At 49.5% G+C, this 16,205-nt stretch carries 13 protein-coding genes and 1 tRNA gene; 2 read left to right on the plus strand and 12 right to left on the minus strand.

Annotation, left to right across the window (positions count from 1 at the left end):
- Positions 1-261: 261 nt before the first annotated feature.
- Both carB and FN001_RS00595 read right to left on the minus strand, forming a co-directional pair.
- Positions 262-3,462 carry a carbamoyl-phosphate synthase large subunit gene (gene carB, locus FN001_RS00590; protein ID WP_142410487.1) on the minus strand — a complete coding sequence of 1,067 codons (3,201 nt, stop codon included), beginning with the start codon at positions 3,460-3,462 and terminating at the stop codon, positions 262-264.
- Complete coding sequence (locus FN001_RS00595) at positions 3,462-4,535, minus strand: carbamoyl phosphate synthase small subunit (protein ID WP_142410488.1); 1,074 nt, start codon at positions 4,533-4,535, stop codon at positions 3,462-3,464. Before FN001_RS00595 ends, carB begins: the two co-directional genes overlap by 1 nt.
- A gap of 516 nt (positions 4,536-5,051) precedes the next feature.
- On the opposite strand from FN001_RS00595, the gene udp reads away from it, so the two are divergent.
- On the plus strand, positions 5,052-5,843 hold the full coding sequence (gene udp / locus FN001_RS00600; RefSeq protein WP_142410489.1) for a uridine phosphorylase: 792 nt from the start codon (positions 5,052-5,054) through the stop codon (positions 5,841-5,843).
- 99 nt (positions 5,844-5,942) lie between these two features.
- Complete coding sequence (locus FN001_RS00605; protein WP_142410490.1) at positions 5,943-6,275, plus strand: hypothetical protein; 333 nt, start codon at positions 5,943-5,945, stop codon at positions 6,273-6,275.
- A gap of 208 nt (positions 6,276-6,483) precedes the next feature.
- On the opposite strand, the gene FN001_RS00610 is transcribed toward FN001_RS00605, so the two are convergent.
- The 10 genes from FN001_RS00610 to FN001_RS00655 form a co-directional block, all read right to left on the minus strand.
- A tRNA-Gly gene (locus tag FN001_RS00610) sits at positions 6,484-6,554 on the minus strand.
- A 269-nt stretch (positions 6,555-6,823) separates the two neighbouring features.
- On the minus strand, positions 6,824-8,062 hold the full coding sequence (locus FN001_RS00615) for a peptidoglycan-binding protein (protein WP_142410491.1): 1,239 nt from the start codon (positions 8,060-8,062) through the stop codon (positions 6,824-6,826).
- A 188-nt stretch (positions 8,063-8,250) separates the two neighbouring features.
- Positions 8,251-9,360, minus strand: a complete 1,110-nt coding sequence (ytvI, locus tag FN001_RS00620; protein ID WP_142410492.1) for a sporulation integral membrane protein YtvI — start codon at positions 9,358-9,360, stop codon at positions 8,251-8,253.
- 85 nt (positions 9,361-9,445) lie between these two features.
- On the minus strand, positions 9,446-10,642 hold the full coding sequence (locus FN001_RS00625) for a pyridoxal phosphate-dependent aminotransferase (protein ID WP_118532957.1): 1,197 nt from the start codon (positions 10,640-10,642) through the stop codon (positions 9,446-9,448).
- A complete protein-coding gene (locus FN001_RS00630; RefSeq protein ID WP_142410493.1) occupies positions 10,639-11,976 on the minus strand; it encodes an O-antigen polymerase in 1,338 nt (445 codons plus the stop codon). Before FN001_RS00630 ends, FN001_RS00625 begins: the two co-directional genes overlap by 4 nt.
- A gap of 6 nt (positions 11,977-11,982) precedes the next feature.
- The gene (locus FN001_RS00635) at positions 11,983-12,246 is read right to left on the minus strand and encodes an HPr family phosphocarrier protein (protein WP_142410494.1); all 264 of its coding nucleotides are present in this window, start codon (positions 12,244-12,246) and stop codon (positions 11,983-11,985) included.
- A gap of 15 nt (positions 12,247-12,261) precedes the next feature.
- The gene (locus FN001_RS00640) at positions 12,262-13,701 is read right to left on the minus strand and encodes a CdaR family protein (RefSeq protein WP_142410495.1); all 1,440 of its coding nucleotides are present in this window, start codon (positions 13,699-13,701) and stop codon (positions 12,262-12,264) included.
- Entirely contained in the window at positions 13,682-14,551 is an 870-nt protein-coding gene (gene cdaA / locus FN001_RS00645) for a diadenylate cyclase CdaA (protein ID WP_142410496.1), read from the minus strand. Before cdaA ends, FN001_RS00640 begins: the two co-directional genes overlap by 20 nt.
- A gap of 18 nt (positions 14,552-14,569) precedes the next feature.
- Positions 14,570-15,532: an ABC transporter permease gene (locus tag FN001_RS00650; protein ID WP_142410497.1), complete on the minus strand. Its 963-nt coding sequence runs from the start codon at positions 15,530-15,532 to the stop codon at positions 14,570-14,572.
- Positions 15,529-15,978 carry a hypothetical protein gene (locus FN001_RS00655; protein WP_243022360.1) on the minus strand — a complete coding sequence of 150 codons (450 nt, stop codon included), beginning with the start codon at positions 15,976-15,978 and terminating at the stop codon, positions 15,529-15,531. Before FN001_RS00655 ends, FN001_RS00650 begins: the two co-directional genes overlap by 4 nt.
- Positions 15,979-16,205: the final 227 nt, after the last annotated feature.

Raw genomic sequence — 16,205 nt, forward strand, 5'->3', positions numbered from 1 at the left:
TATGTTTTTTTTACGAATTATGCATTTTATACAGTATCCGATGCATAATTATATCGTTTCATGCAGTTTTTCCAATGTTTTATACATTATCAATGCATATATTTATCTTGATAAAGCGTTAATATTTCGTTTTTTGCACAGCGCTGCACCTCTTTCAAATTTCCGGCATACATTTCCGGCATACGCTGCTGGGGGACAACGCAAAGAGCAGCCCATCTCACTCCATTGTGAAACGGGCTGCTCTTCTATCTTTTACCAATATCAGATTTCAGCAATATTGATCAGTGTAAGTTCTTTTGCACGATTTTCCATACTTGTCACAAGCGCTCTCGCAGTATCGACTGCAGTGAGAACGGTAACGCCTGTCTCGATGGCATTCCGGCGGATGATAAAGCCGTCATGGCTTCTCTCTGCGCCCTGTGCTGGGATATCGATGACAAGGTCGATCTCATGTCCAAGGATCAAATCAAGAAGGTTCGGAGACTCCTGCTCGATCTTTCTTACCGGAATGACCTTTACGCCATGCTCATTGAAATACTTTGCGGTTCCTGCGGTACAGAAGATACGGTAACCCTGTGCCTTGAATCTCGCAGCGATGTCGAGCATCTCTTCCTTATCGGAATCGCGGACAGTCATGACCATGTTCTTATACTTCGGAAGCTTGATACCAGCGCCCTGGAAGGCCTTGTAAAGAGCTTCGTTGAAGGTCTTTGCAATACCGAGGCATTCACCCGTGGATTTCATCTCCGGTCCAAGGCTGATATCAGCTCCGCGGATCTTCTCGAAGGAGAATACCGGCATCTTCACTGCATAGTAATCTGCCTCTTTCTGAAGGCCCGGTGTGTAGCCGAGTTCGCGGATCGTGTGGCCGCAGATGATCTGGGTTGCGAGCGGAACAATCGGGATTCCTGTTACCTTGCTGATATACGGTACGGTTCTGGAAGAACGCGGGTTTACTTCAATGATGTAAACATTCTCGCCATCAACGATGAACTGGATGTTGATCATACCTTTGACATGAAGTGCTCTCGCAAGCTTCTCGGTGTAATCCACGATCGTCTTCTTATTGTTCTCGGAGATGCTCTTTGCCGGATATACGGAGATACTGTCACCGGAATGGATACCGGTACGCTCGATATGCTCCATGATACCCGGGATCAGGATGTCGGTGCCGTCGCAGATCGCATCGACCTCGATCTCCTTACCCATGATGTATTTGTCGACCAGGATCGGGTGTTCCTGGGCGATCCGGTTGATGATGCCGATAAATTCATCGATATCTTCGTCACAGATCGCGATCTGCATGCCCTGTCCGCCAAGAACGTAGGACGGGCGGACGAGTACCGGGTAGCCTAACTCGTTTGCCGCCTTTTTCGCTTCTTCTGCGGTGAATACGGTATGTCCCTTTGCTCTCGGGATCTGGCATTTCTCAAGAATCTCATCGAAGAGCTCTCTGTCCTCTGCCGCGTCAACGTCCTCAGCAGCAGTTCCAAGGATCGGAACGCCCATCTTCATTAAGGCCTCGGTCAGTTTGATCGCTGTCTGTCCGCCGAACTGGACAACGGCTCCGTCCGGTTTCTCGATATCGACGATGCTCTCGACATCTTCCGGTGTCAGCGGCTCAAAATACAGCTTGTCTGCGATATCGAAGTCTGTGCTGACGGTCTCCGGGTTGTTGTTGATGATAATGGTCTCAAAACCTTCTTTTGCAAACGCCCATGTGCTGTGTACGGAACAGAAGTCGAACTCGATACCCTGTCCGATACGGATCGGGCCGGAGCCGAGAACGAGGACTTTTCTCTTCTCAGTCTCACCTTCCGCCTCATTTTCACTTCCGAAGCAGGAATAGTAGTAAGGAGTCTCTGCCGCGAACTCAGCTGCGCAGGTATCTACCATCTTGAAAGCTGCGCGGATGTTGTTGTCATGGCGCATCTTTTTGATCTCGTCTTCTGTGAGACCTGTGAGTCTTGCGATCACGTTATCCGGGAACTCGATGCGTTTTGCTTCTTTTAAGAGTTCTGCGTCGAGGTTCTTCCCGGCCTTCTTTAAGGCATTCTCCATCTCAACGAGGATCATCAATTTATCGATAAACCAGATATCGATCTTCGTGATATCATGGATCAGCTCGTAATCGAAACCGCGGCGGAGTGCCTCTGCAATAACCCAGATCCGGCGGTCATCCACGTTGTGAAGCTGCTCTTTTAACTGTTCATCTGTGAGTCCGCTGTAGTCGTAAGACATTAAGGAGTCCACATGCTGCTCCAGAGAGCGGATTGCTTTCATTAAGCCGCCCTCAAAGCTTGTGCAGATACTCATGACCTCTCCGGTCGCTTTCATCTGGGTTCCTAACTTGTGACTCGCATTGATGAATTTATCGAAGGGAAGTCTCGGCATCTTGACTACCACATAGTCGAGCATCGGCTCGAAGCTTGCGTAGGTCTTCTTTGTAACAGCGTTCTTGATCTCATCAAGTGTGTAGCCGAGGGCGATCTTCGCGGCAACCTTCGCGATCGGGTATCCTGTCGCCTTGGACGCAAGGGCGGAGGAACGGCTTACACGCGGGTTTACCTCAATTACACAGTACTCGAAGCTCTCCGGGTGAAGTGCGTACTGTACGTTGCAGCCACCGGTGATACCAAGCTCTGTGATGATCTTTAACGCGGAGGTACGGAGCATCTGGTACTCTTTATCTCCTAATGTCTGGGACGGAGCGACAACGATACTGTCACCGGTATGTACGCCCACAGGGTCGATATTCTCCATGTTGCAGACGGTGATCACATTGCCTGCACCGTCACGCATAACCTCATATTCGATCTCCTTCCAGCCCGCAATACAGCGCTCTACAAGGACCTGGCCCACACGGGATAAACGGAGTCCGTTCTCCAGGATCTCTGCGCACTGCTCCTCATTATAGGCAATACCGCCGCCGGAGCCGCCAAGGGTATAAGCCGGACGGAGAACGACCGGATAACCGATCTCTTTTGCAACAGCAAGACCTGTGTTCACATCCTCAACGATCTCAGACGGAGCCACCGGTTCGCCGATCTTTTCCATTGTCTCCTTGAACATTTCACGGTCTTCGGCTTTTTTGATCGTGAGGGCTGTTGTACCGATAAGGCGCACGTTATTTGCCTTTAAGATACCTGCCTCCTCCAGTTCCATTGCAAGGTTTAAGCCGGCCTGTCCGCCAAGGGTCGGGAGGACACTGTCCGGTTTTTCTTTTTTAATCAACTGCTCGACAACCTCAGTTGTCAGCGGCTCGATATATACCCGGTCCGCGATATCCTTATCTGTCATGATCGTTGCCGGGTTGGAGTTTAAGAGAACGACCTCGATGCCTTCTTCCTTTAAGGAACGGCAGGCCTGTGTTCCCGCGTAGTCAAATTCTGCGGCCTGGCCGATAACGATCGGACCGGAACCGATTACAAGTACTTTCTTGATCTCTGGATTCTTAGGCATTATCTTTCCTCCTCCATCATGCGTAAAAAGCGGTCAAACAGATATCCGGAATCCTGCGGTCCCGGGCATGCTTCCGGGTGGTACTGAACGGTAAAGATGTTCTTGCCCACGTACTTTAATCCTTCGTTTGTCTTATCGTTTACATTCACGAAAGCCTGGACTGCAACCTTCGGATCGAGGCTGTGCTCGTCCACTGCATATCCATGGTTCTGTGAGGAGATGTAGACACGTCCTGTCTCAAGGTCCTTGACCGGGTGGTTGCCGCCGCGGTGACCGTATTTTAATTTGTAGGTGTTGGCGCCTGTCGCGAGAGCCATGAGCTGGTGACCAAGGCAGATCGCAAATACCGGGATGTCTGACTCGTAGAACTTGCGGACTTCTTTGATGATCTCCGTGTTCTCAGCCGGGTCTCCAGGACCGTTTGACAGCATGATCCCGTCCGGATTTGTCTTTAATACTTCCTCCGCCGGAGTGTCCGCCGGATATACGGTCACTTCGCAGCCTCTCTTATTTAACTCTCTCGCGATATTTTTCTTCGCGCCGAAGTCCATGAGGGCAACTTTCTTTCCGGTTCCCGGGAGAATATATTTCTCCTTTGTGGTCGTCTTTAATACAACGCCTGTTACTTTATACGCCTTGATCCGCTCTTTCACTTCCTCGAGATCAAATGATCCGTTCGTTGTGATCATGCCGTTCATGGTTCCTTTTTCTCTTAAGATCTTTGTGAGGGCTCTTGTATCGATACCACTGATACCTGGAATATCCTGTTCTTCTAAGAAATGCTGAATCGTGTCCCCACTTCTGAAATTACTGGGGATCCTAGATAATTCTCTGACAATATAACCATCCGGCCACACCTGTCCGGACTCCATATCTTCTTTACAAATACCGTAATTACCAATTAACGGATAAGTCATTACCACTGCCTGTCCTGCGTAGGACGGATCGGTAAGGACTTCTAAATAACCGGTCATGGATGTGTTAAAAACAATTTCACTGATCACTTCTCTGGTAGAGCCGATGCTTGTTCCTTCAAACACGGTTCCGTCTTCCAGTATTAAATATGCTTTCATGACGCCACCCTTTCTTCTGTGTTCGTGTTCGTTTCCTATCTGGGATTGAAAATTTATTTCAGCCCAAATTTTCACTATTCTATCATGCGGTGAGAGATTTTTCAACTGGTTTTTTTGAAATTTTTCAAGAAATTGTTTGTGAAAGTTATGACGTGCTAACCAGTGTTGTCTGGGCGTGAAATTTTGAATTATGTTAACTCGACTGATTGGCGTATTTCTTGCCGCGAAGCAAAAATATATTCTGTATTTTTTGTGATGTCTTTCTTCCGGATAAATATCAGCGACCGGTATCTGATACTTTTCTGACTTCTGATAGTGGATTTATTTTTTGTTGGAAGTATCTGTTCAGATGTTATAAAGAGTTGTCTCTATTGAGGAAAAATGGTAAAATGAATATTAATAAAGGAAAGATTTGAAAACAGCCCTGACACAGACAGAAGGTGCCTTTCTTGTTCTGGAAATCGGCTGTGAATGATTTTTTCCTGCTTATGAACTTCTTATGTAAGGAGGCAGCTTATGAGTAAACTTGTCTATACAAAGGGAAAAGAATATCACATCGGCGTCGGCGCCGGGGATGTGGGACGCTATGTGATCCTGCCGGGCGATCCGGGGCGTTGTGAAAAGATTGCGAAACATTTCGATAACCCGGTAAAGATCGCCCAGAACCGGGAATACACCACCTATACCGGCTATCTCGACGGGGAAAAAGTCAGCGTTGTCTCCACTGGAATCGGCGGTCCGTCCGCCTCCATCGCAGTCGAAGAACTAATCCACTGCGGTGCGGACACCTTCATCCGTGTGGGCACCTCCGGCGGCATGCAGAAGGACGTTCTTGGCGGAGATCTCGTGATCGCCACCGGCGCGATCCGCTTTGAGGGGACCACAAAGGAATACGCGCCCATTGAGTACCCGGCAGTTCCGGATTTCGATGTCACTGCCGCGTTAAAGGAAGCTTCTGAGGAACTCGGCTACCGCCATCACCTCGGTGTCGTCCAGTGCAAGGACAACTTCTACGGTCAACATTCCCCTGATTCCATGCCAGTGGCAGATGAACTGAATTCCAAATGGAAAGCCTGGATCGCCTGCGGCGCCCTCGCCTCCGAGATGGAATCCGCAGCCCTCTTCATCGTCGGCAGCGTCCGCAGAGTCCGCACCGGCTCCGTAATGCTCGTGATCGCAAACCAGACAAGACGTGAACTCGGCCTTGAGGACGTCCAGGTCTACGATACGGAGGCTGCTGTCGTGACGGCGGTGGAGGCGATGAGGAAGCTGATCCGGAAGGATAAAGCGGCATCCGCTGCGAAGTAGGACTTTTTTCCATCCATTCCCAGTTCTGTCAGCAGAATTTTATGGTAGAATCTGTTTTGTAACATTTTTGTAACATTTCAAATAACAGGAGGTTTTACCATGAAAAAACAGATGATGGCAGTTCTCGCATTTTCCGCCATGATGACACTCACAATGCCTTTCGCGTCCTTCGCCGCAGGCCGTTCCTGCCAGACTGCGTTTCCTTCCGGAAGCACCTGCGCTTCCAATGGAAACTATGCTGTTTCCGTGATCCGGATGCAGAACGGCTGTGCGATCTCAAATCTCCGTGCTGCCGATGTGTACCGGATACTCGGAGCAAGCTGCACAGACCAGACATGCGGCAGCACCTGCAGTTCCGGGATTAGATGCGATACGGGCTGCAATACAGGCTGCAGAACGAATTTCTGTGGGAATCTGAGTTTCCGACGCTGATTTCTCAAAGAACCGGCCACACACTTTCACGTGGCCGGTTCTTTTTATAACAAGTGAAAACACACTTTGCAAGTTTCCCCCTTGTTATCGCGACAGTCGTCGAGGTCTCGCGCAAGCGCGGACTTTGGCTCGTTGTTTGCCTAAATAAAAACAGTCCTCTGCACACTGGGATTTCCAATGAACAGAGGACTGAATCTGCTGCCTATAAAGCAGATAACGGGAATCGAACCCGCCTTTCCAGCTTGGGAAGCTAGCGTTCTACCGATGAACCATATCTGCAATCTTTTTTTAACATGTGTATCATAGCACATTTTTTTATATTTCACAAGGCTTTTTCTGGTAAATTACAGAAAATCGTTCCTGTTTTTCCGACAACATTGTTTTTTTTGCCGCTTCCTGTCTACAAAAAAGGACGGCAATCCATGAAAATCCGGGGCTTTTTCAGAGGAGGAGCTCTCCATACTTTCTCTATCGTGAAAACAAGCGCGGCAGTGGATTTTGCCGATCCTGAATACAGATTGACGGCAAAATCCTGCCCCGTCTCCAATCTATGACAGCTCTGCGATCCTGGTGATCCCCACATAAATGTGAGAGATCTTATACCAGGTGGCAAAGTCCACCACTCCGGTCTGCGGCAATCCGAAGATCGACTGAAATTCCCGGACTGCTGCCGCGGTAGCCGGACCGTAGATCCCATCAGGGGAAATATCCGGAATTGCGGTATACACGCTGGAGATTGCGTCTAACTGCTCCTGCAGCTGCCGCACCTTATCACCGGTGGCACCAATCTTCAGATCATATCCCGGCCACGATGCCGGGATGCCGGAAATCTGTTCCGCCGTATTGATATACATATCATCTCCATAAAAATTCCGCAGGATCTCGATCGGACTATACCCCGCTTCTCCGAGCTCGCAGCTGCCCCATTGCGTTAACCACCCCGGACACCGAACCTTCCGCCCATCGCAATACTGTGTCAGGATCGGCTGTTTCACTCCCGGCCGCGAAAGATAATTATCAAAAATATCATCCACCACGACAGAGATGGACTCAAAAATATTCCGCCCATAAATCCATTTATGATCATACGCGGTTGATGATGTGATCGTGAAATCATATCCCTGGTTGCGGTACCATTCCGTGTAGACGCGGTTTAACGTGAAGGACATGATCGCCAGCACATTCGCAACGATCGCAGAACGCGGCCACGTCGCATAGATCTCACTGGAAGCCACATTTTTGATGTAATCACGGTAAGGAACATAATAGTCCGGTGCAGACGCATTGGTCGGTGCGCCGTCATGCACCACGATGGTCTGTGGGACAACAACTCTGGAGAGTACGATCTCTCCTGTTTCCGTGACCGGTTTGATCTCACTCTCCGCGATTTTTGGAAGATAATCCCCATAGAGCGTATGATCCGGGATCGTCACCGTCTCCGTCTGCTCTCCGGTCGGTGCATTGGAAAGCGGACGCAGACGGATCCCCTGGATCGCCGTCACCTCCGCCAGAACTTCCGTCCCGGAAACAAGAAACGGTTTGAATCCCGGAGCCGTGATCCGGATCGTGTATTCCGCGTACGGGCGCTCCATCTCCTCCGGCGATAAGGAAAGTTCCGGCGGCGGTGCATCTAATGAAAGATTCTCCGTCTGCCCGGAACTGTTCGTCCGCGTCTCCTCGATAATCTTATCCGGCTCTTCTGTCCTGGCGATCGCAACATCCGCATCCTGCACCGGAAAACTGTTCACATCAGATACAACATCAACTTGCAAATATCCCTGTGCCATACTATCCTCGATCGATCGAATATCATTTTATTTTATGCCGTGACAGACCGGATGATTCATCACCGATAAAAACAGGCATTCCGGAACCTTCTTTCGTTCCAAAATGCCTGTTTTATATTTACGCAAACAACGAGCCAAAGTCCGCGCTTGCGCGAGACCTTGGCGACTGTCGCGATATCAATGGGAATCTAGCTCTCCATCAGCTTCCTGATCTCCTCCGCAAGCAGTTTCACATTCCGGATCAGTCCGTCAAACGCTCCGTACTCATAAAAACGGATAAACAGGATCCCGATCGGCACTGCGATGATCATTCCGGCAATGCCGCGGAACTTGAAACCAAGATAAAGGAAAAACAAAGTTGCTAACGGCGGAAGTCCCATACTGTCACCGACGATCTTCGGCTGGATCACCTGGCGGATCCCCTGTGTCAGGACATAAAGTACGATGAGACCGACCGCATACCCGTACTCACCGGTAAACAGCTTCACCACCGCCCACGGGATCAGCGCCGTTCCCGTTCCGAACATTGGAAGAAAATCAAGGATCGCGATCCCAATCCCAAGAAAAATCCCATACGGGACCCCAAGGATCAGCATTCCGATCACAAGAACGATCGCGATCACGAACATGATCTTAAACTGTGCAAGAAAATATCCGCCGATCAGCGTCCGGGCATCCTTCCTCACCATTCTCCCATACTTTAACACCGGTTCCGGTGTAAACTGCTTCACTGTCTCCACGATCCTGTCATGATCCGCAAGAAACAGATACGACGAGAGACAGATGATGATCGCATTGACAAACACCTCCGGGAGCGTGCGGACCACTCTTCCGCCCGCCGATGCCGCGATCTTCTGAACAAAGTCCCCGATGTAACCGCCCGCGTTCTCCAGGATCGCACCGATCGTATTTTCCGTGTCCGCCGGAAGATACTTCAAAAGACCGCCGATCCGGGCATACGCCTGATTGACCTCGCCCTGAACAGATCCATAAATTTCCGGCAGCGCCTGGACAAACTCCGTCATCTCCTGAAACAGCCAGGAACACAGCCCATAAAATCCAAAGATCACGAGTCCAAGAACCCCGACGACCAGGATCACCGAACCATGGCGGCGGACGATCTTCAGCTTTCTCTCAAGAAACCGGACCAGCGGATTCGCGATCATCGCCACGATCCACCCGATCACAAACGGCAGGAAAAACACCACCAGCCGCAATCCCCATACGCACACCGCGTAGATGATCGCTAATGGCACAACAATATTTAAAATAATTCCCATATACTTTCTGAAATTCATTTTGCGGACCTCCTATCCACGTAAAAATCCTGCTTTTCTCATCTGCAGTATTTTACCCAGGCAGATCCCCCTTTATATATCATTCTTACTTGCAGAGCCCATACTCCTTCGCGATCTCCTTAAACGCCGGCAGTGACCTCTCGATCTGCTCATAAGACACGCAATAAGCCAGTCTCACATACCCCGGACAAGCAAACGAACTTCCCGGAACCACCAGCACATGATGCTTCTTTGCCACCTCGCAGAACTCCTTCTCGTCCTCAACCGGTGACTTCACAAACAGATAGAACGCTCCATCCGGCTTCGCACAAGTAAACCCGTACTCCGTCAATGCCCCGTAGATCAGATTCCTGTTCTTCTCATAAGTTGCAAGATCCACCGTCACATCATGCTGGATGCAGTACTGGAGTGCCTTCTGGATCAGGGACGGCGCATTCACACACCCGATCACACGGTTTGCGATCGTAGCCGCACCGATCAGCGCAGCGGAGTCATCCACCTCATCCGGGATCACAACATATCCGATACGCTCACCCGGAACAGAAAGAGACTTACTGTAAGAGTATCCCACAACCGCATTGTGGTAGAACTTTGTCACAAACGGAACATCCACTCCGCCGTAAGCAAGCTCGCGGTACGGCTCATCAGAGATCAGTACGATCGATGTGCCGAACTCCTTCTCCTTCTTCTCCATGATCGCAGCCAGTGCTTTGATCGTCGCCTCATCATAGACAACACCTGTCGGGTTGTTCGGATTGTTGATGATGACAGCCTTCGTTCTGGCAGTGATCTTCGCCTCAAACTCATCAAGCTTCGGCATAAATGTCTCCGTATCCGGAGAAATGATCACTACATTTCCGTCATAGTTTCTCACATACGCATTATATTCCACAAAATACGGTGCAAATACGATCACTTCATCGCCCGGATTCAAAATACTCTTTAAGATGATATTTAAACCGCTGGCCGCACCGACCGTCATGATCAGGTTTTTGAATGAGAAATTCGTTCCAAAACGCTTATTTAAAGAATCCGCGATCGTCTGGCGGACATCCTCAAAACCGGCGTTGCTCATATATCCATGGAGTGTCATGAAATCCTCATTTTTCACCACATCAAGGATCGCCTCTGTCACCTGCGGGACCGGCACATTCGGATTTCCAAGGCTGAAGTCATAGACATTCTCTTTTCCGTAAATGGCCGCCATGCGCTTTCCTTCCTCGAACATTGCGCGGATCGCGGAATTGTTTGCCATAAATGGTTTCATTTTTTCTGATATCATAACTGTTTCCTCCGTTTATTTTTTATCTCTAAGAAAATTCCAAAGGCACCGGTCACCGCAAAGTAAAACCAGGTCGTCGGATTGGAATACCAGGTTGTAAAGAACGAGAGCATAAAATAGAGAGCCGCCTGGGAATAAAACAGATACCAGGCCGGATTTCTTCCCGGATAGATCCTCGAAGAAAGCCACGCAGACAGGACTCCGAGTACCGATGAAAAGAAAAATACACCGGCGATACCAAAATCATAATAGGCATCGTAGAACAAGGTGACCGTCGTCAGCTCCTCCTTCGTCACGTAGATCGGCCAGTCCACGAGCACCGGCTTTAAAAATTTAAGCCCGGAGAGAGCCCAGAGCGGGAACATTCCCTTTAATCCCATCGAATGGGCGGGAAGCTGCTTTACAAGACAGTCAAAATTGTCGTAATTGTTTGCAATGTACATGTACGGCTGCGTGATAAAGATCGGCGTAGCTGCATTCTTCATCTCGAAAATCCCGTTGAGATACGTCACATCGTGACTTCTCGCGATCGTCAGGATCACATAGAGCGGAACAAGTCCTGCCGCAGCAAAGAAAAGATACCGGAGTTTTCTGTGTCCGCTGACGATCATAAAGGTCAGCACCGCAAGGATCACCGCAAAGATCAGCTGAAATCTCGATACGCAGAGCACCGGGATCAGAAGAGCGACTCCTGTCAGAATAAGCGAAAGGATCTTTTCCGTTTTTTTCATCTCTCTCTTGTAGAACCAGAGAAGAACCTCCATCGACGGGACCAGCACACAGGAAACCGTCAGATAATGAACTCCTGAGATATGGAAATAGGAATATGCATGGGGCACCCCGCGAAGCAGGAACGGAACATATCCCAGGCGGACTGCTTCAAACAGAAACGCCGCAAACGACAATGCTGTAAGTCCGGCAATCGCTATAAAAATATGATCCCCGTATTTTGCGGCAGCTGCCTGCGTAAATCCGCTCTGCAGACATTCTTTCTGAATATCACCATCCTTTGCGGATTCCGTTTTCTTTCTGCTGAACCGCTTTTCTGCAAGTTCATACACATTCCAGAATGCCGCAAATGCGACAAAAAAACATGCCCAGGTTTCGAGGCTCCACTCTGTCTGGAGTCTGGAAAGCTTCAGACAGGAAATCCCCTCTCCGCCTACATAGAACAAGGAAAACAGCCCGCGCAGATGGAGCGGGTTTCCACTCTTTCCGTATTCTCTCAGATAGAGATAGACCGCTGCCAGGAGCAGCGACATCCCCGATAAGGTAAAATGGGCGCTGAATGCAAAAAGCATGGCAGCGCCGTAACAGATCACATAAACCAGCATATCAGCCTACTCTCCGAGACCACTGTTGATCAGCTCTGTGATCGCGGCCATGGCTTCCTGCTCGTCCGCTCCATCACAGATCAATTCGATCTCATCTCCGCACTTTACGCATGCCCCCAGCACGCTCAGTACACTTTTTGCATTTGCTGTCGTGTTTCCATATTCAAATTTGATCGAACTCTGAAACCGCAATGCCGCCTTGCACAGAAGCCCTGCCGGTCTCAAGTGCAGACCGGTCGGGTTTCCAATTGTAACTTTTTGCTTTACCATAAGTATTTTTAACTCCTAATTTCGAAATAACGTCTGAAGTCCGATTGCCTGATGAGCTTCTGTTGTCTCTGGCGGGACGATCACCGCATGTCTTGTCGCTGCTGCGGTGGTCTCCTCCTCTGTCTCCGCCTCTTTGCTGCTCTCTGCAGTAATCTCAGACGCTTTAGTTGTCTCCTCTACGGTTGTCTCCGGTGTTGTCTCTGCCGCGGCTTCCTGCTCTTTTGTAACATTTACCACACAGCTGGAGATTCCCAGCAGATCATACGCCGAATCCAGTTCTCTGTTCAGTGTAGGCTGAACCTGATGACTTCCCTCTCCCATTCCTGAGACATTCAGACTCAGATCATCGGATGTGAACTGCAGGCTGTCAAGTTCCTCCTGAAGCGCTCGGATCCGGATCGTAACGGTTGCCGGTTCCGCCTGATAGCTGTAGGAACTGTTAGTGCCAACATAACAGTCAGAACTGATGCGCACCGTGTATTCCTGCTCTTTTAACGGCTCCACGGTCAAAGTCACCGTGATCTCGGAGCTGTCCATTCCGGCAAGGGAAACTCCCTCCGGCAGGTAATCATTCAGATCGATCGTCTTTACGATGTTCGCCTTTGCTCCGGTAACATCCAGCTCTTCTTTCGGGATCGTGATGGTATTTAAGGACGCCAGAGCGCTCTTTAATCCAACTACCGGCACACTCTTAAGCGCGCATTCCACACCTGAATAACGGTAACCGCTCGCCACCTCACCGGTGACATCGAAGTCCAGGCTCAGATTCTTCACCTTCAGGATCTCCATGGTGTAATCCACGCTCTTGCAGTTGCTGATCAGACGGTCGCTGATCGTAATGCTGTTGTTATTTGCATCATAGAACTTCGGCTCCTCCGAATCGCTCCAGTCTGCATTCTTTCCGTCTAAATTGATCTCGATCCCGACACTGCTGATCTGCCCGATCAGGGATTCCGGACCTTCCACCGTAAGTGTTTCCGGTGAGAGTGTCACTTTACCGGTCTGGTAACCATCCTCGAGCATTCCCGTCGTCGTAACCCCGATCGTAAATGTCTTTCTCTGAAGAGGTTCCGTCTCGATCTTGATGGTCCCGTTCCGGCTTACCGGGGTAGATACCAGGTACTCCGAGTGATTTAAGACCTCGATCTTGATCGGGATCGCTCCTGTCACAGACCACATATCCGTCATATCCGCATAGGCACGGAAATCTGAAGAACGGATCCGATACGCATTCGTCGTCTTTACCTCATACTGCACTGTCGTCGTCGACTTTCCGACAACCTCGTAAGTCAGATTATTCTTTGTGAGGACATCACTGTTGACGATCTCCACCGGCACCTCGACCGTATCCGTCATGACCGGATCTGCCACATTGACAACTCCCAGCCAGACTAAAAAAGCACACAGGAAGGAAATCAGCAAAAGCCCCCATCTTTTATTCTGCTTTTCTTTCATTTTTATGCCATCCCTTCAGAAGTTTGAACGGGCCGGATACAGTCTCCTCCTGCGGCTTCGCAGCGATCGCAAGTTTCAGCTCTTCCGGACTGTTGATCCTTCTTAAACTTCCGCGTTCTGCCAGCGATACCCGTCCGGTCTCCTCCGATACGACCACCGTCAGACTGTCCGTGCTCTCACTGATCCCCAGAGCTGCGCGGTGTCTCGTTCCGAGATCCTTACTGATGCTGAGGTTATCAGAAAGCGGCAGGTAACAGGTCGCAGAGGTCACACGGTTTCCGCGGATAATGATCGCTCCATCGTGAAGCGGCGTATTATGCTCAAAAATATTGATCAGAAGCTGGCTCGTCACGATCCCGTCCACCGGGATCCCTGTTCGCTCGATCTCCGGAAGCGGAGTGTCGCGCTCGATCACGATCAGCGCTCCTGTCTTTACTTTTCCCATCTCGAAGGCAGCGCGTGTAATCTCGTTTACGGTCTTTTCCGTATATCCCTCCTGGAGTCTGGAATTCTCGGAAATAAAAAGATCTGTGATGATGTTTTTGCTTCCGAGCTGCTCCAGCGCTTTCCGGAGTTCCGGCTGGAAGATAATGATGAGAGCCGTCAATACGAGCTGGCCCATATGGTTGATGATCCAGGTGATCGTATTCAGATGGAGCATCGCCGCCAGCAGATAGAATCCGACAATGATCATACCACCCCGCAGCAGCACTCCTGCTCTCGTCGACTTTACCCACAAAAGGACTTCATAGATCAGGGCTGTGAGGATCAGAATTTCAAAAAGATTCGACAATGTGATCTTCGGAATAAATGTAAACCAGGAATACATATTCCCAAGAAATTCTGTCATTTTGTTACCTCCGTACAATTATTCACGCGTTTCATTTTTCTCGCGTCTCACGTTTTTTCTCGAATAGATCCGCTGTACCTTTACGTCCGGTGCGGACACCGTGAGCTTCGGGACAGCTTTTACATAATAATAGTAATCATCATCTTCATACTGCAGATACTCTGTTCTCGTATAATCCACTGCGAATACAAAGAACTGGTAGATCAGGGCGATCACCACCGAGACAACGATCCCAAAGATCATGGAACCGGCGGATACCGGAAGATTGAAGTTAAAATCTCCCACAAAGATCACAGCAAGCTGGGTGATCACTCCGGCAACGATGGCGATGGACCAGGAATAATCCACCGAGAGATTTTTGATAATGAACACGACAAGGATCGCAGCGGCAAACGCAGCCACCATGACCCACATGAGTTCATTTCCAAACACATTTTTTACGATCTGGATAAAACGGTCCGCCATCTCCGTCATGGAGCTTCCGGTCAGTGTCCCCGCATTCTGCTTTAAATACATCAGGATATAGTAAATGCAGACACCGCAGCACACCGGAACGATCGAGACCAGACTTCCGGAAAGGCCTACGACGAGCGGGACCACATACGGGATCCGCAGGAAAAACAGCAGCGGAGTCAGGAGCAGAAGATATCCGTCCCCCGGGCGGAAACCATAGTAAAGGACAGTAACCGCGAGCATGAATACAAAGATGATCAGGGCGATCTCCAGAGACACCTGGGAAACATGGATCAGGATAAAGATCCCGGCTAAAAACGCAGTCACTCCGTACGGGATAAAGGAGGCGATCAGTCCCATTACCACCGGGATCAGCGGATTTTTCAGCTTTGTCATAAATCCCACATTCGCATTGATCAGCCAGAAGGTGAGAAATCCCACCAGAAATCTTACGACCGGTACGATGTAAATATTATATTTCCCATAAAATTGTTTCAGCTTTTCCTTAAATACTAAAAGTCCGATCACTTACTCTTTTCCTCCCCGTTTTCCTTCACTCCCTGCTGGTTGTACTTTTTATCCAGCCGCCGGAGTTTTGCCTGGTAGATCTTCAGTTTTCCCACCGCCTCATCATAGCGTCTCGAATAGATCTTCCAGGTCACGACAAGATATGCGAGAAGTCCTGCCACATAGTAAAATACAAGGCGTGCACCAAGTGAAAGCAGATCGTCGACTGCCATCGCATTGATCAGATCATCAAAACGGTAAAGGACCCATAGCATCAGGCACAGGCAGACGGTCAGTGAATACGCGATAAACGACCGGATCAGGTGGCTTCCCACATAATCGCTCTTAAAATACCGGTTCGCAGGAATGGATTCCTTCATCATTTTCTTTTCAAACATGGCGATCCCCGTCATCAGACGGATCTTCTCCTCATTTAACATGTCAGTCTCCTTTTCACGTTCCGGCATCAGATACAGGCTGCTGAAAAGACCGTTCCTTTTGATTTTTCTCTGCCGCCGCTGCCGTTGAGTTTCTCATCTTCCACTCTCCTCACCACCGGCAGCGACAGGAGAATTTCTGCTGATTCTCGTTAAACAGTTATCAAGTATAACATATTTTCCTGCGCTTGGCGAGACACCGTCCTTACATTTATGAAAATATTAAGGAAAATGTAACGTGATCGCAGTGATTCACT

Source organism: Clostridium sp. Marseille-P7770, assembly GCF_902143525.1.
GTDB lineage: Bacteria > Bacillota > Clostridia > Lachnospirales > Lachnospiraceae > Pilosibacter.

Coding starts and splice junctions, on each gene's coding strand:
- carB (WP_142410487.1), bottom strand. CDS start 3,462: ATGCCTAAGAATCCAGAGATCAAGAAAGTACTTGTAATCGGTTCCGGT.
- FN001_RS00595 (WP_142410488.1), bottom strand. CDS start 4,535: ATGAAAGCATATTTAATACTGGAAGACGGAACCGTGTTTGAAGGAACA.
- udp (WP_142410489.1), top strand. CDS start 5,052: ATGAGTAAACTTGTCTATACAAAGGGAAAAGAATATCACATCGGCGTC.
- FN001_RS00605 (WP_142410490.1), top strand. CDS start 5,943: ATGAAAAAACAGATGATGGCAGTTCTCGCATTTTCCGCCATGATGACA.
- FN001_RS00615 (WP_142410491.1), bottom strand. CDS start 8,062: ATGGCACAGGGATATTTGCAAGTTGATGTTGTATCTGATGTGAACAGT.
- ytvI (WP_142410492.1), bottom strand. CDS start 9,360: ATGAATTTCAGAAAGTATATGGGAATTATTTTAAATATTGTTGTGCCA.
- FN001_RS00625 (WP_118532957.1), bottom strand. CDS start 10,642: ATGATATCAGAAAAAATGAAACCATTTATGGCAAACAATTCCGCGATC.
- FN001_RS00630 (WP_142410493.1), bottom strand. CDS start 11,976: ATGCTGGTTTATGTGATCTGTTACGGCGCTGCCATGCTTTTTGCATTC.
- FN001_RS00635 (WP_142410494.1), bottom strand. CDS start 12,246: ATGGTAAAGCAAAAAGTTACAATTGGAAACCCGACCGGTCTGCACTTG.
- FN001_RS00640 (WP_142410495.1), bottom strand. CDS start 13,701: ATGAAAGAAAAGCAGAATAAAAGATGGGGGCTTTTGCTGATTTCCTTC.
- cdaA (WP_142410496.1), bottom strand. CDS start 14,551: ATGACAGAATTTCTTGGGAATATGTATTCCTGGTTTACATTTATTCCG.
- FN001_RS00655 (WP_243022360.1), bottom strand. CDS start 15,978: ATGCCGGAACGTGAAAAGGAGACTGACATGTTAAATGAGGAGAAGATC.